15 protein-coding genes are annotated in these 16,794 nt (G+C 71.6%); 8 read left to right on the forward strand and 7 right to left on the reverse strand.

Annotated elements, in window-relative coordinates; all coding sequences use genetic code 11:
• Positions 1-53 precede the first annotated feature (53 nt).
• The 5 genes from BMW78_RS02900 to BMW78_RS02920 all read right to left on the reverse strand — a co-directional run bounded on the left by BMW78_RS02900 (position 54) and on the right by BMW78_RS02920 (position 5,658).
• Entirely contained in the window at positions 54-545 is a 492-nt protein-coding gene (locus tag BMW78_RS02900) for a flavin reductase family protein (protein WP_245735623.1), read from the reverse strand.
• The gene (gene mshB / locus BMW78_RS02905; protein WP_177180243.1) at positions 542-1,432 is read right to left on the reverse strand and encodes an N-acetyl-1-D-myo-inositol-2-amino-2-deoxy-alpha-D-glucopyranoside deacetylase; all 891 of its coding nucleotides are present in this window, start codon (positions 1,430-1,432) and stop codon (positions 542-544) included. The genes BMW78_RS02900 and mshB overlap by 4 nt, the downstream gene beginning before the upstream one ends.
• The gene (locus BMW78_RS02910) at positions 1,429-3,183 is read right to left on the reverse strand and encodes an ABC transporter substrate-binding protein (RefSeq protein ID WP_091756162.1); all 1,755 of its coding nucleotides are present in this window, start codon (positions 3,181-3,183) and stop codon (positions 1,429-1,431) included. The genes mshB and BMW78_RS02910 overlap by 4 nt, the downstream gene beginning before the upstream one ends.
• A gap of 17 nt (positions 3,184-3,200) precedes the next feature.
• Entirely contained in the window at positions 3,201-5,087 is a 1,887-nt protein-coding gene (gene typA, locus BMW78_RS02915; protein WP_091756563.1) for a translational GTPase TypA, read from the reverse strand.
• Positions 5,088-5,220: 133 nt separating this feature from the next.
• Positions 5,221-5,658 (reverse strand): (deoxy)nucleoside triphosphate pyrophosphohydrolase, encoded by a 438-nt coding sequence (locus tag BMW78_RS02920; protein WP_091756164.1) that lies wholly within the window; start codon positions 5,656-5,658, stop codon positions 5,221-5,223.
• A 176-nt stretch (positions 5,659-5,834) separates the two neighbouring features.
• Between BMW78_RS02920 and BMW78_RS02925 the strand changes: the two genes are divergently transcribed.
• From BMW78_RS02925 to BMW78_RS02960, 8 genes are all read left to right on the forward strand, one after another.
• Positions 5,835-7,511: an ABC transporter substrate-binding protein gene (locus BMW78_RS02925; RefSeq protein WP_091756166.1), complete on the forward strand. Its 1,677-nt coding sequence runs from the start codon at positions 5,835-5,837 to the stop codon at positions 7,509-7,511.
• 107 nt (positions 7,512-7,618) lie between these two features.
• The gene (locus BMW78_RS02930) at positions 7,619-8,629 is read left to right on the forward strand and encodes an ABC transporter permease (protein WP_091756168.1); all 1,011 of its coding nucleotides are present in this window, start codon (positions 7,619-7,621) and stop codon (positions 8,627-8,629) included.
• A 5-nt stretch (positions 8,630-8,634) separates the two neighbouring features.
• Positions 8,635-9,630, forward strand: coding sequence for an ABC transporter permease (locus BMW78_RS02935; protein ID WP_091756170.1), 996 nt, complete (start codon positions 8,635-8,637; stop codon positions 9,628-9,630).
• Positions 9,631-9,633: 3 nt separating this feature from the next.
• Entirely contained in the window at positions 9,634-10,668 is a 1,035-nt protein-coding gene (locus tag BMW78_RS02940; protein WP_091756172.1) for an ABC transporter ATP-binding protein, read from the forward strand.
• On the forward strand, positions 10,665-11,819 hold the full coding sequence (locus BMW78_RS02945; RefSeq protein ID WP_091756174.1) for an ABC transporter ATP-binding protein: 1,155 nt from the start codon (positions 10,665-10,667) through the stop codon (positions 11,817-11,819). The genes BMW78_RS02940 and BMW78_RS02945 overlap by 4 nt, the downstream gene beginning before the upstream one ends.
• Before the next feature lie 84 nt (positions 11,820-11,903).
• Positions 11,904-12,212: a 4a-hydroxytetrahydrobiopterin dehydratase gene (locus BMW78_RS02950; protein ID WP_091756176.1), complete on the forward strand. Its 309-nt coding sequence runs from the start codon at positions 11,904-11,906 to the stop codon at positions 12,210-12,212.
• Complete coding sequence (locus BMW78_RS02955) at positions 12,205-12,918, forward strand: VIT1/CCC1 transporter family protein (protein WP_091756178.1); 714 nt, start codon at positions 12,205-12,207, stop codon at positions 12,916-12,918. Before BMW78_RS02950 ends, BMW78_RS02955 begins: the two co-directional genes overlap by 8 nt.
• Before the next feature lie 10 nt (positions 12,919-12,928).
• On the forward strand, positions 12,929-14,341 hold the full coding sequence (locus BMW78_RS02960) for an acyltransferase family protein (protein WP_091756180.1): 1,413 nt from the start codon (positions 12,929-12,931) through the stop codon (positions 14,339-14,341).
• Here the strand turns inward: BMW78_RS02960 and BMW78_RS02965 are convergent.
• Complete coding sequence (locus BMW78_RS02965) at positions 14,325-15,623, reverse strand: D-alanyl-D-alanine carboxypeptidase/D-alanyl-D-alanine-endopeptidase (protein ID WP_091756182.1); 1,299 nt, start codon at positions 15,621-15,623, stop codon at positions 14,325-14,327. The two genes, BMW78_RS02960 and BMW78_RS02965, sit on opposite strands and share 17 nt — an antisense overlap.
• Positions 15,624-15,697: 74 nt before the next feature.
• Positions 15,698-16,672 (reverse strand): ABC transporter ATP-binding protein, encoded by a 975-nt coding sequence (locus tag BMW78_RS02970; RefSeq protein ID WP_186339005.1) that lies wholly within the window; start codon positions 16,670-16,672, stop codon positions 15,698-15,700.
• Between the last annotated feature and the right edge of the window lie 122 nt (positions 16,673-16,794).

Below are 16,794 nucleotides of genomic sequence, written 5' to 3' on the forward strand. Positions count from 1 at the left end.
ACACTCTTCTCTCACGCCAGGGAGCTCACGACGGGGAGCTCACGACAGGGATGTCAGGCCAGCGACCCGTAGCGGCTGCGGTAGTACGTCAGTGCCGCGCCGGGGTGCTCAGCAACTCCGAGGGACACTACTTCGCCCACCACGATGCTGTGGTCACCGGCGGGGTGCATGTCCGTGGTCCGACACTCAATCGTTGCCAAAGCGCCGTCGAGCAGCGCCACCCCGGTGCTCCCCCGGTGGTGCGGCACCCGGTCGAGCTGCCCGTGCAGCGGCCGGCCCTGGGTGGCCAGCCAGTCCGCGGTGGGGCGCTGCTGCGCGTCGAGCACGCTGATGCCCCACAGCCCCGCCTCGGCGACGGCGTCGTGGAAACGGGCGTCGACCTCGACGCACGCGAGCACCAGCATGGGCTCCATCGACACCGAGGCCACGGCGTTCGCGGTCATCGCGTGGTCGTGGCCACCCGTGACCGTCGTGAGGACGGTGACGCCGGTGGCGAAGCGACCCATGGCCAGGCGGAAGCGGTCCCTCGTCGGCTCCTCCCTCATGCGCCCGCACCGGGGAGCAGCGGGGTGCGGCGCGAGGCGCCGCTGGGTGGGGGCACGAGGGCCCCGGTCTCCGGGTCGAGGTTGGCGAAGCCCTCCCGCCCGGACAGCCGGGCGGCGATGTCGTTGGACAGGGCGTAGCACCGCTCCCCCACGCTGACCTGGGTGCGGTGGGCCCGCAGCGCGGCCTCCTGGGCCGGCACGGCGTCGGGGTCGATCACCTCGTGGGTCACCACCACATCGTCGACGACGGAGGGAGGGAACGCGTCACCGGGGGCCGGCACCTGCCACCCGGCGGACGCCGGCACGTGCTCGGCCAGCCACCCACGGTCCTCGAGCGCCCACGACCGCGGCGTCAGCACGGCATACAGGGCGGGGCGCTCCGCCTCGGGCAGCGACGCGACCGCCGCGCAGGTGACCCGGTGGGTCTGGATGTGGTCGGGGTGGCCGTAGCCCCCGTGCTCGTCATAGGTGACCACGACCGAGGGGCGCAGCTCGGTGACGACGTCGGCGACCAGGGCGGCCACCTCGTCGACGTCGGCGTTGACGAAGGCCGCCGGGTTGGCGGCCGTCGGGGTGCCTGCCATGCCGGAGTCGCGCCACCGCGACAGCACGCCCCGGTCCGGGTCCTCACCGAGGACCCGGTGCCGCACACCGAGGGCTGCCGTGGCTCGGCGCAGCTCCTCGCGACGCCACGGGCCCAGGGTGTCGTCACGGTCGGAGGCGAGATGGGCCAGCTCCGCCGGGATCACCTCGCCCTCCTCGCCCAGGGTGCAGGTCAGCACGTGCACCTCGTGCCCCTGCCGGGCGTGGTGAGCCAGCGCCACACCGGTGGCGAGGCTCTCGTCGTCGGGATGGGCGTGGACGAAGAGCAGGACCTGACCGGTCACCGCACACCGACCCTGGCGAGGTCCACCCAGCCGCCGAGCGCCTCGTTGGCCGCCAGCCCGGTGACGGCCGAGCCGGCCGTGAACACCCCGCGGTACTGCGCCAGCGGGACGTAGACGCCGCGCTGCAGCAGGCCCCGGTCGAGCTCGCCCCAGGCCTTCTCCCGCGCGGCCGGGTCGGCCATCGCGGAGATCTCGCTCATCCGGGCGTTGACCCTGGCGTCGGAGAACCGGCCGAGGTCACGCCCCGAGCCGGAGCTCGTCAGGTTGAGGCGGCTGTCGAACAGCGGGGGCAGCACCGTGGAGGCCGAGGGCCAGTCGGCGGCCCAGTTCGCCCAGATCACGTCGCTCTGGCGCGTCCGCTCCGCCGACGACACGGCCGCGAAGTAGTCCTTCTCGACCGGCTGGAGCAGGACCTGGAACCCACCGGCCTCCCAGCCGTTCTTCAGCGCCGCCATCGCCTTGTCGGCCGTGGGCGTCGACCGGTAGGCGACCCGCACCGTGACGGGCAGGGTCAGCCCGCTCTCCGCCAGCAGCGAACGAGCCGCGGCGGCGTCACCGCGCAGGCCCGAGCGCAGCACGTCGACCTCCTCGTGCCCGGGCACCGACCTGCCGACCACCGAGAGCGCGGGCGACGCGGCGGTCGACCCGCCGAGCGCCGCGACGTAGCCCTCGCGGTTGGTCGCCACCGCCAGCGCCTGACGTGCCTTCTCCTTGGCCATCGGACCGCTGCCGACGTTCAGCGCCAGGTAGTCGACGAGCCCGAGGTGGGGGTTCACCGACCGGGCGCGCAGCGTGTCGCTGCCGGTGATGCTGTGCTGCATCGCCGGTGGGGCCGAGTCGAGCGCCACGGCTCGCTGGTTGTCCTTCTCGTCGGCCATGATCCGCTGCGCAGCGGTCTGCGACTCGACACCCTCCTGGTAGCGGATCCGCTCCGCGGCCGGCCGGCGCACCGGGTCGGAGGCCTGCTGCCAGCGAGGGTTGCGCTCGAAGGTGCCGCCGGTGCCCTGGTCCCAGGGGCCCTTGAGCAGGTAGGGACCGTTGGAGAAGACGGTGTACGTGCCGTCACCCCGCTTGTCGGCGCTCTTCTTGAACGGCGCGAAGGGCGCCAGCGACACCATCTGGTTGAAGTCGCCGCGCGGCTCGGTGAGGCGGAAGGTGATGGTCCTGTCCTTGCAGGACACCGCCGTGTCGAAGGCCTTCGCGCCGGCGCCGGCCGCCCCGCTCGTGCCGGCCCACGGCCCACGGTAGGTCGAGGTGCCATCGGCCTTCTTCGGGATGTCCAGGGCCGCGAGCGGGTAGTTGAGCCCCTCGGTGGCGAACGGGTCGCCGAACGAGCGAGCCACGCCGTAGCGCACGTCCTCGCAGGTGACGGCCGAGCCGTCCTGCCAGGAGACGCCGTCGCGCAGCGTGAACGACCAGGTCTTGAGGTCCTTGCTCGGCCGCCCGGTGTCGGTGGCGAGGTCGCCGACGAGGCGGCCCTGCGCGGCCGCGTCGGGGCCGGCCGGGAAGGTGGTCAGCGTGCGCATGAAGACCCGGCCGGCGAAGGCCATGTCCTTGGTCGACGTCATGCGCTGGGGGTCCCACGTCGCGACCGGCCCCAGCGACATCGCGGTGACGGTCGAGTCACCGCCGTCCGTGGTGCTGGCCGTGCGCTCGAACGAGACGGCCGAGCAGCCGGCGACGACGACCGGGGCCACGAGGGCCCCGGCCACGGCTGCGAGGGCAGGGAGTCGTCGGGTGCTGTCCGTCATGCCGGCTGGGCGTCTCCCTACTTGGCGTTGCGAGCGCGCGCCGCCGTCCTGGCCCGCACCGTCGCGTCGAGCTCCACCTTGCGGATGCGCACGGCCTCCGGGGTGACCTCCACGCACTCGTCCTCGCGGCAGAACTCGAGCGACTGCTCGAGGCTCAGCTTGCGCGGCGGCACGATCTTCTCGAAGTTGTCCGAGGAGGACGCCCGCACGTTGGTGAGCTTCTTCTCCTTGGTGATGTTGACGTCCATGTCGTCGGCGCGCGAGTTCTCGCCGACGATCATGCCCTCGTAGACCTCGGTGGTCGGCTCGACGAACAGCGTGCCGCGCTCCTGGAGGTTGACCATCGCGTAGGCCGTCACGACGCCGGTGCGGTCGGACACGAGCGAACCGCTGGTGCGGGTGGTGATGGTGCCGAACCACGGCTCGTAGTCCTCGAACACGTGGTGCGCGATGCCGGTGCCGCGGGTCTCGGTGAGGAACTCGGTGCGGAAGCCGATGAGGCCACGCGACGGCACCAGGAACTCCATGCGGATCCAGCCGGTGCCGTGGTTGGTCATCTGCTCCATGCGCCCCTTGCGGGCAGCCAGGATCTGGGTGATCGCGCCGAGGAACTCCTCGGGGGTGTCGATCGTGAGGCGCTCGACCGGCTCGTGGGTCTTGCCGTCGACCTCACGGGTGACGACCTGCGGCTTGCCAACGGTGAGCTCGTAGCCCTCGCGCCGCATCTGCTCGACGAGGATGGCCAGCGCCAGCTCGCCGCGGCCCTGCACCTCCCAGGCGTCGGGGCGCTCGGTGGGCAGCACGCGCAGCGACACGTTGCCGACGAGCTCCTTGTCGAGGCGGTCCTTGACCATGCGCGCGGTGACCTTGGACCCGCGGACGCGGCCCACCATGGGGCTGGTGTTGGTGCCGATGGTCATCGAGATGGCCGGCTCGTCGACGGTGATGACCGGCAGCGGCACGGGGTTCTCGGCGTCGGCGAGGGTCTCACCGATCATGATCTCGGGGATGCCCGCGATGGCGATGATGTCGCCGGGCCCGGCCTGCTCGGCCGGCTTGCGCTCCAGCGCCTCCGTCATGAGCAGCTCGGTGATCTTGACGCGCTCGACGGAGCCGTCGGTCTTGCACCAGGCGACCTGCTGGCCCTTGCGGATCGTGCCGTTGTGCACCCGCAGCAGGGCGAGGCGGCCGAGGAAGTTCGACGCGTCGAGGTTGGTGACGTGCGCCTGCAGGGGCGCCTCGTCGTCGAACGTCGGCGCCGGGATGGTGTCGAGGATCGTCGCGAACAGCGCCTCGAGGTCCTCACCGTCCGGCAGCCCGCCGTTCTCGGGGCGGTTCAGGGAGGCGCGGCCGGCCTTGGCGGAGGCGTAGACGATCGGGAAGTCGATCTGCTCCTCGGTGGCGTCGAGGTCCATGAAGAGCTCGTAGGCCTCGTCGACGACCTCGGCGATGCGCGAGTCGGGGCGGTCGACCTTGTTGATGCAGAGGATCACCGGCATCTTCGCGGCGAGCGCCTTGCGCAGCACGAAGCGGGTCTGCGGCAGCGGGCCCTCGCTGGCGTCGACGAGCAGCACGACGCCGTCCACCATGGACAGGCCGCGCTCGACCTCGCCGCCGAAGTCGGCGTGGCCGGGGGTGTCGATGATGTTGATGGTGACGCCGTCGGTCAGCCCGGCATCCGCCGCGGCCTTGCCGGCGTAGTGGATCGCCGTGTTCTTGGCGAGGATGGTGATGCCCTTCTCGCGCTCGAGGTCGCCGGAGTCCATCGCGCGCTCGTCGACGTGCTGGTGCTCACCGAACGCGCCGGCCTGCCAGAGCATCTTGTCGACCAGCGTGGTCTTTCCGTGGTCGACGTGGGCAACGATGGCGACATTGCGGATGTCACCGCGGGTCTTCATGGGCATGTGCTCCATTGTCTCAGGGTTTCAGGGTGCTCCGAACCACGCACGGAGCCGTGCGTGAGCACCCCCACAACCCCGACGCACGGGTATGCCGCGTGGAGCCGCGTCGGTTGCCCGCCGGACGGTGCGCCGGGGGTCAGGCCCGGAGGCGCTCCTCGGCCGCGCGCACGATGGGGAGGTCGGCCGGGAGCCACGGCACGGCATACAGGTCCTCGCGCGCGAGCCAGCGCAGCGCGTCGTGGTCCTCGAGGGGCTGCGGCTCCCCGTCGGTCACGGCCGCCCACCAGACCCAGATGACGAAGTCGTCGCCGAGGGGCCAGCCGCCGCGGTCGAGCGGCCCCACCAGGAGGTCGCCGAGCTCGACCTCGACACCGAGCTCCTCGCGCAGCTCGCGGCGCAGCGCCTCGGCGTGCTGCTCCCCCGGGTCGACCTTCCCGCCCGGGAACTCCCACCCGCCGGCGAGCGCGGAGGGCTCCGTCCGCCGCGCCGAGAGCAGCACCGAGGGCCGCCCGAGGTCGTCGACGATGGCCGCGCCCACGACCTCGCGGCGTGCTCCGTGCTCCGATGACGTCATCGTGTTTCGCTCCGGTAAATATCTGCGGCGCACCGTCGCTTATGCCGCATATCTCGCTATGGTCTGCCACCAACCGTAGAAGACGTGCTGTCGCACGCCCTGCGGCACACATCACATCGCACACCCGGATGCCCGGCCGGGCCTCTCGGGAGTACGCACACCAAGCGAGGTATTCGATGAAGTACACGCGGAAGGCGACTCCGGTCGTCCTGGCGGCGGCCGTGGCACTCACGCTCACGGCCTGCGCCCAGTCGGAGCGCGCCTCTGGCCAAGGCGGAGCCTCGAGCGGCGGTGACACCAAGGACACCTTCACCTTCGGTGCCGCCGGCGCCCCCGAGGTCTTCGACCCCTTCTACGCCACCGACGGAGAGACCTTCCGGGTCACCCGGCAGATCATGGAGGGCCTGGTCGGCATCAAGGCGGGCACCGCCGAGGTCGAGCCCGAGCTGGCCGAGAAGTGGGAACCGTCGGCCGACGGCAAGGAGTGGACGTTCACCCTCCGCAAGGGCGTGAAGTTCACCGACGGCACGCCGTTCAACGCCGACGCCGTCTGCTACAACTTCGAGCGCATGTTCGACCAGAACGAGGCGGCGGCCGCGGGCCCTGCCGAGTACTGGAGCACGACGATGGGCGCCTTCAAGAGCAAGGCGAAGGACTCGCTGTACCAGGGCTGCGAGGCCAAGGACGAGTCGACCGTGGTGCTCAAGGTCGCCCGCGCCACCTCGAAGTTCCCGACGATGCTCTCGCTGGACTCCTTCTCGATGCAGTCGCCGAAGGCGATGAAGGAGGGCGACGCCAACAACGTCAAGACGCAGGGTGAGGGCTTCGCCTACCCGAAGTACTCCTTCAACCCGGTGGCAACCGGCCCCTACAAGCTCGAGAAGTACGACGAGGCCAACAAGACCGTCACCCTCGTCCGCAACGACGACTACTGGGGCGAGAAGGCGAAGACCAAGAAGATCGTCTTCAAGATCATCCCCGACGAGAGCACCCGTCGCCAGGAGCTCAAGGCCGGCAGCATCGACGCCTACGACCTGCCGAACCCGGTGGACTGGAACGGCCTGAAGTCCGACGGCAACAAGGTCATGGTCCGACCCGCGTTCAACATCCTCTACATGGGTCTGAACCCGCAGAAGAACCCGAAGCTGAAGGACCTCAAGGTCCGCCAGGCCCTCCTGTACGCCCTGAACCGCGACCAGCTGGTCAAGACCCAGTTGCCCGACGGCGCCACCGTGGCCACCCAGTTCATGCCGGAGACGGTCAGCGGCTACAACAAGGAGCTCAAGGCCTACCCGTACGACCCGGAGAAGGCCAAGAGCCTGCTCAAGGAGGCCGGCGCCGAGGGCATGAGCCTGACGTTCGCCTACCCGTCCGAGGTCTCGCGTCCGTACATGCCGAACCCGCAGAAGATCCACGACGCCCTGCGCTCGGACCTCGAGAAGGTCGGCATCAAGGTCAACGTCGTCACCAAGCCGTGGAACGGCGGTTACCTCGACGGTGTCGACAACGGCCAGTTCGACGCCTGGCTGCTCGGCTGGACCGGTGACTACGACTCGGCCGACAACTTCGTCGGCACGTTCTTCGGCAACTACGACGTGAACGACTTCCACACCAAGGCGACGAGCTACGGCAAGCAGCTCGCCGACGACCTGGCCAAGGCCGACTCCATCGTCGACAAGGGCCAGCGCGACGCGGCCTACGAGAAGCTGAACCAGCAGATCATGGAGGAGTACCTCCCGGGCCTGCCCATCAGCCACTCCCCGCCGGCGCTCGTCGTGAGCCCGAAGGTCCAGGGCGTCGTTCCCTCGCCGCTCACCGCCGAGGAGTTCTCGGGCGTGACCGTCGGCAAGTAGGGTGGCCGCCGCCTCGACGGCTAGCACCCGATCCGTGTAGTACCGGTGGCCGTCCCAGCACCCACGCTGGGGCGGCCACCGTCACGAAGAAGTGAGGAGACCACCGCGTGCTGAGGTTCATTGTGCGGCGACTGTTGCAGATGGTGGGGGTGGTCATCGTCCTGTCGCTGCTCGTCTTCATCTGGCTCAGATCGCTACCGGGGGGAACGGTGTCGGCCATGCTCGGAGACCGGGCGACGCCCGAGTCGACGGCGCGGCTGACCAAGCAGCTCGGGCTCGACCAGCCCCTCTGGGTGCAGTACGGCCGCTTCGTGAAGCGGGTGCTGAGCGGCGACTTCGGGCTCTCGACGGGCGTGCTCCCCGGCCGTGACGCCCTCGACCTCTTCCTGAGCCGGATGCCGGCGACCATCGAGCTCTCGATCCTCGCCCTCATCATCGCCGTGGCGGCCGGGATCCCGCTCGGCTACCTGGCGGCCCGCCGTCGGGCCTCGACGCTCGACAACCTCTCGATCGTCGGCTCCCTGGTCGGTGTCGCGGTGCCGGTGTTCTTCCTCGCCTTCGTGCTCAAGTACATCTTCGCGATCCAGCTCGGCGTCCTGCCGGTGTCCGGACGCCAGAGCACCGGCCTCGACGCCACGCGGGTGACCGGCTTCTTCGTCCTCGACGGCATCCTCACGCGGGAGTGGGACGCCTCGTGGGACGCCTTCAAGCACCTGATCCTCCCCGCCCTCGCCCTGTCGAGCATTCCCTTCGCGGTGATCTTCCGGATCACCCGCGCCTCGGTGCTCGAGGTGATGGACGAGGACTACGTGCGCACCGCCGAGTCCAAGGGCCTGGCCACCAGCACCATCCGCAGCCGGCACATCCTGCGCAACGCGCTGCTGCCGGTCATCACGACGATCGGCCTGCAGACCGGTGGCCTGCTCGTCGGCGCCGTCCTCACCGAGCGGGTCTTCTCCCTCGGCGGCGTCGGCGACGCCCTGGCAACCGCCTTCACCCTGCGCGACTACGCCGTGCTCCAGGTGCTGATCCTGGCTGCGGCGGTCACCTTCGTGCTGGTGAACCTCGTCGTCGACATTCTCTACGCCGTCATCGACCCGCGCGTCCGGACGAGGTGAGCCCCATGACCCCCAACCCCCTCAAGACCCAGGCCGACCGCCGCAAGGAACGCATCGACGACCTCGCTGCCACCGCGGGCGGCAGCCCGAGCGGCACCGTGACCGGCGCGGGCGAGATCGAGGAGTCGCCAGGTGTATCGCTCATCGCGAGCGCGTGGCGGCGGCTGCGGCGCAACCCCGTCTTCCTCGTGGGCGCCGGCATCACCCTGGCCTTCGTGGTCCTGGCGATCATCGCGCCGTGGATCGCCCCGCACGACCCGACCCAGGGCCTGCTCCTGGACAAGGTGCGCCAGCAGTCCAACCCGATCCCCGGGTCGGAGCCCGGGTTCCCGCTCGGCGCGGACAACCGTGGCCGTGACCTGCTCTCCCGGCTCCTCGTCGGCGCCCAGCAGACCCTCATCGTGGGTGTCGGCGCGACGGTGATCGGCCTCGTCGGCGGCCTGACGCTCGGCACGCTGGCCGGCGCGTTCGGCGGCTGGGTCGACTCGTTCATCATGCGCATCGTCGACGTGATGCTCTCCATCCCGTCGCTGCTGCTGGCCATGTCGCTCGCGGCGGTCGCTGCCCGGCCGAGCCAGATGACGGTGATCCTGGCCATCGCGATCGTGGAGATCCCGATCTTCGCCCGGCTGCTGCGCGGCTCCATGCTGGCCGTGCGCAGCAGCGACCACGTGCTCGCGGCGCGCGCGCTCGGCGTGAAGCAGTCAGCGGTCGTCTTCCGCCACATCATCCCCAACTCGCTGGCGCCGGTGATCGTCCAGGCGACCATCGTGCTGGCCACCGCCATCATCGACGCCGCCGCCCTCTCCTTCCTGGGCCTGGGGAACCCCGACGACCGCAAGCCGGAGTGGGGTCAGATGCTCGGTGCGTCGCAGGAGTTCCTCGGCGACCACCCGCACCTGGCGTTCTACCCGGCCGCCTGCATCATCATCGTCGCCCTCGGCTTCACGCTCATGGGCGAGTCGCTGCGCGAGGCGCTCGACCCGAAGAGCCGGAGGTAAGGCATGACCGAGACGATCGAGAACGTCCAGACCCAGGCCAACCGCAACGAGGCGCTGCTCAGCGTCCGCGACCTGCGGGTGACCTTCCAGCGCCACGGCGAGAAGCCGTTCGTCGCCGTCGACGGCGTCAGCTTCGACGTCAGGCCCGGCGAGACGGTCGGCCTGGTCGGCGAGTCCGGCTGCGGCAAGTCCGTGACCTCGCTGGCCATCATGGGCCTGCTCCCCCGCCGCGGGGTGAAGGTCGAGGGCGAGGTCGACTTCCAGGGCACCGACCTGCTGCGCCAGTCCGACGACCAGATGCGCGACCGTCGCGGCCGCGACCTGGGCATGATCTTCCAGGACCCGCTGTCGTCGCTGAACCCCGTGGTCCCGATCGGCGTGCAGGTGACCGAGGTGCTGGAGCGCCACCGCGGGATGTCGCGCAAGGCCGCCACACCGGTCGCGCGCGAGATGCTCGACAAGGTGGGCATCCCCGACCCCGAGCGCCGGCTCAAGGACTACCCGCACCAGCTGTCGGGCGGCATGCGCCAGCGCGCGCTCATCGCGATGGCGCTGGCCTGCCAGCCCCGGGTGCTCATCGCCGACGAGCCGACCACCGCGCTCGACGTGACGATCCAGGCGCAGATCCTGGCCCTGCTCAAGGACCTGGTGGAGGACACCGGGACCGCGTTGGTGATGATCACCCACGACCTCGGTGTCGTGGCCGGCCTGTGCGACCGGGTCAACGTGCTCTACGGCGGCAAGATCGTCGAGCGCGGCGACCGGCACCCGCTGTTCGCATCGCCCCGCCACCCCTACACCGTGGGCCTGCTCGGCTCGATCCCCCGCCTCGACGGCACGCGGGGCGAGCGGCTGACCCCCATCCCCGGCTCGGTGTCGGACAACCTGCCCTGGGACAGCGCCTGCGCCTTCGCCCCGCGCTGCCCCAACGCGATCGAGGTGTGCCGCGAGGCGCGGCCCGAGCTGCTCGACGACGGCGGCGGCCGCTGGCTGCGCTGCCACAACCCCGTGGAGAACCCCCTGGAGGTGACCCGATGACGGTCAGCGAGACGGCCACCACCGAGCCCTCGACCACCGGCGACGACGTGCTCGTCGACGTCCGGGGCGTCAAGGTGCACTTCCCGATCAAGAAGGGCGTCATCTTCGACAAGGTCGTCGGGTACGTCTACGCGGTCGACGGCGTCGACCTGCAGATCCGCCGGGGCGAGACCTACGGGCTGGTCGGCGAGTCGGGCTGCGGCAAGTCGACCCTCGGCCGCGCCATCCTCAACCTCGAGACGCCCACCGAGGGGTCGGTCGTCTTCGACGGCGAGGACATCGCCTCCCTGAGCGGTGAGCGCCTGCGCCGCAAGCGCAAGGACATCCAGATGGTCTTCCAGGACCCGATGGGCAGCCTCGACCCCCGCCAGTCGGTGGAGTCGCTGCTCATCGAGGGGATGAAGGCGCACGGGCTCGCCAAGGACGAGAGGTCCGCGGCCAAGCGGCTGCGCGAGCTCCTCTCGGCGGTCGGCCTGCCGGCAGCGGCCTTGAAGAAGTACCCGCACGAGTTCTCCGGCGGCCAGCGGCAGCGCATCGGCATCGCCCGGGCGCTCTCGGTCGACCCGAAGCTGATCGTCGCCGACGAGCCGGTCAGCGCGCTCGACGTCTCGGTGCAGGCGCAGGTCATCAACCTGCTCGAGGACCTGCAGGAGGAGTTCGGGCTCACCTACCTCGTGGTGGCGCACGACCTCGCGGTGGTGCGGCACATCAGCGACCGCATCGGCGTGATGTACCTCGGCGCGCTCGTGGAGGAGGCCGAGGCCGACGACCTGTACGCCCAGCCGCTGCACCCCTACACCCGCGCCCTGATGTCGGCCGTGCCCGTGCCCGACCCGCTGGTGGAGGACCGCCGCGAGCGCATCCTCCTCAAGGGCGACCTGCCGTCCCCCGCGAACCCGCCGAAGGGCTGCCGGTTCCACACCCGGTGCCCGTGGCGGCAGGAGACCCGGTGCGACACCGAGCGCCCGCAGCTGCGCGTCGTGGAGGTGGCCGGCGCGCCCGAGTCCCACCGGGTGGCGTGCCACTGGGCGGAGCAGATCGAGTCGGGCGAGATCCAGGCCCACGAGGTCACCGCGACGCTCACCGAGCAGACCGCCTCCGGCGGCGAGGACGACTTCGTCGGCCCCGCCTCGGTGACCGAGGCGCTGTAGCCGGGCACACGGCATACCGGGCCCGCTGTCAGGGAAGCATCGCCTTCCATGACAGCGGGCCCGCCTCTTTGCCAGAGTGTGCCCATGGCCCGCCTGCTGACTGACGACGAGGTCGAGCGGCAGCTCGGCGACCTGCCCGGCTGGAGACGCGAGGGCGACGCCCTCGTGGCGACCCTCGAGGCACCGGACTTCCCCACCGCGATCCGCCTGGTCGACGAGGTGGCGGTCGAGGCGGAGGACATGGACCACCACCCCGACATCGACATCCGGTGGCGCACCACCCACTGGTCGCTCTCCACCCACTCGGAGGGCGGCGTCACCCAGCTCGACGTCGAGCTGGCCCACCGGGTCACCCAGGCTGCCTCGCGGCTGGGGGTGCAGGCACGTGGCTGACGCGCAGCTGCACGGCGAGGAGCCCCACGAGCAGAACCACGCCGCCCGGTTGAACTGGCTGCGCGCCGGTGTGCTCGGCGCCAACGACGGGATCGTCTCGACCGCCGGCCTGGTCATCGGTGTCGCCGCCGCGACCACGAACCGCACCGCCATCCTCACGGCCGGCCTGGCCGGGCTCGCGGCGGGTGCCATGAGCATGGCCGCCGGTGAGTACGTCTCGGTCAGCACCCAGCGCGACACCGAGCAGGCCCTGCTCGCCAAGGAGCGCCGCGAGCTGGAGGAGACGCCCGAGCAGGAGCTCGCCGAGCTCGCCGCGCTCTACGAGCAGCGCGGGCTGAGTACCGCCCTGGCGCAGCAGGTGGCCGTCGAGCTCACCGAGCACGACGCGCTGGCGGCGCACGCCGAGGTGGAGCTGGGCATCGACCCCGACGCGCTGACCAACCCCTGGCACGCAGCCTGGGCCTCGATGCTGGCGTTCACGGTGGGCGCGCTGCTGCCGCTGCTCGCGATCCTGCTTCCGCCGGCCGCGGGCCGCATCCCGTTGACGGCGGCCGCGGTGGTCGTGTCCCTCGTCATCACGGGATGGGTGAGCGCCCGGTTGGGTGGGGCTCCCCTGCGACCGGCCATCCTCCGCAACGTCGGTGGAGGTGTGCTGGCGATGGTGGTCACCTACGGGATCGGCTCCCTCGTCGGCCTCAGCGTCTGACACTGGTCGCATGCGAGCGCGCCGCAGCCCCCCGTCCCCGGGTCTCGGCGCGCTCGCTGCCTCCACCCCGGCCGGCCGCGACCGCCTGGTCGACCTGGTGCGTGCGGCGAGCATCGTGGTGGTGGCCCTCGGGCACTGGTCCATGGCCGCCCTCGAGCCCCGCCACGACGGTGGCCTGCGGGTCCGCAACATCCTCGAGGTGACCACGTGGGCGCACCCGCTCACCTGGCTGCTCCAGGTGATGCCGCTGTTCTTCTTCGCGGCGGGGTTCACCAGCGCGCTGGCCCTGCGCCGGCGCCGCACCTGGTCCGCGTTCGCCGGCGGCCGGCTTCAGCGCGTGCTGCCGCCGACCCTGCTCTTCGTGGCCGTGTGGCTGGTGCTGTCGTGGGTGCTCGTGCGGGTCGGGGTGCCGGCCGTCGTGGTCGACGCGGCCGGCGACGCGGCGGCGATGCCCCTGTGGTTCCTGGCCGTCTTCCTCCTGCTCGCGGTGCTCGCCCCGGCGCAGCACGCCCTGCACCGGCGGTGGCCGTGGGCGCTGCTGCCCGTGCTGCCGGTGGTGGCGCTGCTGCTCGACCGGCTGCAGGGCACCTGCCTCGCACCGCTCGGCTACCTCAACTACGTGGTCGTGTTCGGCTTCAGCCAGGAGCTGGGCTTCCTGTATGCCGACGGGGCGCTCGTGCGCATCCGTCGCCGCTGGTGGGCGGTCGCCACGGCGGGAGCCCTCGGTGCGCTGGTGCTGCTGACCGGCCCGGGACCGTACCCCGTGAGCATGCTCGGCCTGCCCGGGCAGCGGCTGTCGAACATGCTGCCGCCGAGCGTGTGCGTCATCGCCGTCGGTGTGGTGCAGCTCGGGGTCGTCATGCTCGCGCGCCCCGCCCTGCAGCGATGGCTGCAGCGGCCCCGGGTCTGGCGCGCCACGGTGGCCGCGAACACCGTCGTCATGACGCTCTTCCTGTGGCACATCACCGGGCTGGTGCTGGCCGCCGTCGCGGCCTACCTCCTCGGGCTGCCGCTGCCACCCATCGGGTCGGCCCGCTGGTGGGCCGAGAAGCCCCTGTGGCTGCTGGCGGCCGCCGTGGTCACCACCGGCCTGGTGGTGCTGCTCAGCCCGGTGGAGCGGGCTGCGGCAGGTCGCGTGCACACCGCACCGCCCCGGTGGGGCGGCGTCGCGGCCCTGCTGGCGGTTGCAGGGCTGACCGTCGTGGCCTGCTCCGGATTCGCCGACCCCTTCCAGCGCAGCGGCGTCGCCCTCGCGGGGCAGCAGTTCGCCCCTGCCGCGGGTGCCGCGCTGCTCGCGCTGGCGTGGCTGCTCGGCCGGGCCTGGTCCCGGCCCGCCACGACCGGGGAGCGGCCGGGAACCGGCGTCGGCGAGCCGCCCGGCCCCGGGATCGGGGAGCCGCCGCCCGTCAGTAGCAGCCGTTGACCGTGGCGGCCAGCATGTCGAGGTCCTGCTTGAGCGTGAGCGTGCTCTTCCTGCCGTTCACGACGAAGGCGAAGGTCTTCACCCGCCCGTCGGTGCCCACCGTCCAGCCGGCGAGGCTGGCCGCGTCGTCCAGGCTGCCGGTCTTGGCCCAGACCTTCCCCACCGCACACTTCGACGAGGCGGTCACGAACCGGCCGTAGGAGGCCGCGAGCGTGCCGGTCTTCCCAGCTGTCGGCATGGCCGACGCCGAGCGCAGCGGGGCCAGCGCCGTGCTGTTGCGCGCGTCGAAGGCCGCGTCGACGATGCGGGCGAGCTGGACGGCGGTCAGGCGGTCGGCCCGCGACAGCCCGGACCCGTCGTAGAGCGCCGTGACGGGCAGCCCGCGGCTGGCCATGCGGGCCCGCTGGGCCTGGGCAGCGCCCAGCCACGTCGCGCCGGTGCCGAGCCGCAGGCCGACCAGCTTGTGCAGGGCCTCGGCGTGCTCGTTGTCGGAGTCCATCAGCATCTGCCCGACGATCGTGTCGAGCCGGTAGCCCGCCGAGGAGGCGAGCACCGTGGCGCCGGAGGCAGCGCGGGTGCGGCCGGCATACGTCGCCGTCACGCCATGGGCCTTGAGGCGGTCACGGAAGTAGGCCGCGGCGTCGACCGTGGTGTCGGCCACGTCGTGCTGGCTACGGACCAGGGCACGCACCGGTGTGATGTCGGTGGGCACGTAGGTGGACCGCCACCCGTAGGCCAGGGTCGGGGCGGGGAAGAGGTAGTCGTCGGCATACACCTGTGCCGACGTGATCCCCTTGCCCCGCAGGGCGGTTGCGGTGGCCGAGGCGAGCCGGTCGACGGCCGCGCTGGTGAGCGTGGGGTCACCGGAGCCGACCAGCACGACCCGGTTGGCCGCCACTCCCTGCTTCACCGTGGTGGTGAACCGGAACGCCGGACCGTAGGTCGTCAGCGCGTTGCTCGCCGTGACCAGCTTGGTGGTCGAGGCCGGCATGAGGGCGGTGTCGCCGTTCCTCGACCAGAGGAGCGTGTTGGAGCCGGCGTCCATGACGGCACCGGAGAAGGCCGACCCGGACCGGGTCGCCGTGGCCCGCGTGGCCAGCCGGCTCGCGAGGCGCGTGTCGGCCGTGGTGCGCACGTATGCCGGGTCCGGCCGGCTCGTGCTCGTGGCTCCGGTGGCGGCCGAGCCGGTCGCCGCCCCGGCGACGCCCGCCGTGGCGGCGACGCCGGCAGCGGCCGCCGAGGCCAACAGGACGCGGGGCAGGCGGCGGAGGCTGCGCGGCATACCCGGGAGGCTAGGAGCCGCGACCGGCGACACCCGGGCGAACCGCGCCGAGGTCGGCCGAACGGACTATTCGGTCACATCACGTCGAGCGACGCGGGCCCCGCGAAGTGGCAGGCCACCTCGTGGTCCGGCCCGTGGCTGGTCTGCACCGGCACCTCGGAGACGCAGCGCTCGCGCTGGGTGTCGTCGAGCTCCTTCTTGTAGCGGGGACAGCGGGTGTGGAAGACGCAGCCGCTGGGCGGGTTCACCGGGGAGGGCAGGTCGCCGGTCAGCAGGATGCGCGACCGCTTGTGCTCCTTGCGCGGGTCCGGCAGCGGCACGGCCGACAACAGGGCCTGGGTGTAGGGGTGCAGCGGGTTGGCGTAGAGCTCGTCACGGTCGGCGACCTCCATGATCTTGCCGAGGTACATCACGGCGACGCGGTCGCTGATGTGGCGCACGACCGACAGGTCGTGGGCGACGAAGATGTAGGTCAGGTCGAACTCGTTCTGCACGTCCTCGAGGAGGTTGACCACCTGCGCCTGGATCGACACGTCGAGGGCCGACACCGGCTCGTCGCAGACGATGAGCGACGGGCGCAGCGCGATGGCCCGGGCGATGCCGATGCGCTGCCGCTGGCCCCCGGAGAACTCGTGCGGGTAGCGGTTGTAGTGCTCGGGGTTGAGGCCGACGCGCTGCATGAGCCCCTGCACCGCCGAGCGCACGCCGCCCGTCGGCTCGATGCCCTGGATCGCGAAGGGGGCCCCGATGATCGCGCCCACGCTCTGCCGCGGGTTGAGCGACCCGTAGGGGTCCTGGAAGACCATCTGCATCTCGGTGCGCAGCCGCCGCAGGTCGCCCCCCTTCAGGCCGGTGATGTCGCGCCCCTGGTAGCGGATCGTGCCGGCGGTGGGCTCCAGCAGCTGCAGGACCGTCCGTCCGGCGGTCGACTTGCCGCAGCCGGACTCCCCCACCACGCCGAGGGTCTCGCCCTTGCGGAGGGTGAAGCTGATCCCGTCGACGGCCTTCACCGGGTCGGTGGGCCGCCGGATGATGCCCTTCGTCCGCATGGGGAAGTGCTTCTTGAGGCCCTCCACCTCGAGGAGCACGTCACCGAGCTCGACGCGGCGGCCGCCCTCGGCGCGGTGGCCGCTGAACCGGCGTCGCCCGCGCGGGGTCCCGCCGTTGCCGG

Origin of the sequence: Pedococcus cremeus, assembly GCF_900111375.1 — a bacterium.
Taxonomy (GTDB): Bacteria; Actinomycetota; Actinomycetes; order Actinomycetales; family Dermatophilaceae; genus Pedococcus_A; species Pedococcus_A cremeus.

Coding starts and splice junctions, on each gene's coding strand:
- BMW78_RS02900 (WP_245735623.1), bottom strand. CDS start 545: ATGAGGGAGGAGCCGACGAGGGACCGCTTCCGCCTGGCCATGGGTCGC.
- BMW78_RS02910 (WP_091756162.1), bottom strand. CDS start 3,183: ATGACGGACAGCACCCGACGACTCCCTGCCCTCGCAGCCGTGGCCGGG.
- typA (WP_091756563.1), bottom strand. CDS start 5,087: ATGCCCATGAAGACCCGCGGTGACATCCGCAATGTCGCCATCGTTGCC.
- BMW78_RS02920 (WP_091756164.1), bottom strand. CDS start 5,658: ATGACGTCATCGGAGCACGGAGCACGCCGCGAGGTCGTGGGCGCGGCC.
- BMW78_RS02925 (WP_091756166.1), top strand. CDS start 5,835: ATGAAGTACACGCGGAAGGCGACTCCGGTCGTCCTGGCGGCGGCCGTG.
- BMW78_RS02935 (WP_091756170.1), top strand. CDS start 8,635: ATGACCCCCAACCCCCTCAAGACCCAGGCCGACCGCCGCAAGGAACGC.
- BMW78_RS02940 (WP_091756172.1), top strand. CDS start 9,634: ATGACCGAGACGATCGAGAACGTCCAGACCCAGGCCAACCGCAACGAG.
- BMW78_RS02945 (WP_091756174.1), top strand. CDS start 10,665: ATGACGGTCAGCGAGACGGCCACCACCGAGCCCTCGACCACCGGCGAC.
- BMW78_RS02950 (WP_091756176.1), top strand. CDS start 11,904: ATGGCCCGCCTGCTGACTGACGACGAGGTCGAGCGGCAGCTCGGCGAC.
- BMW78_RS02960 (WP_091756180.1), top strand. CDS start 12,929: ATGCGAGCGCGCCGCAGCCCCCCGTCCCCGGGTCTCGGCGCGCTCGCT.
- BMW78_RS02965 (WP_091756182.1), bottom strand. CDS start 15,623: ATGCCGCGCAGCCTCCGCCGCCTGCCCCGCGTCCTGTTGGCCTCGGCG.
- BMW78_RS02970 (WP_186339005.1), bottom strand. CDS start 16,672: ATGCGGACGAAGGGCATCATCCGGCGGCCCACCGACCCGGTGAAGGCC.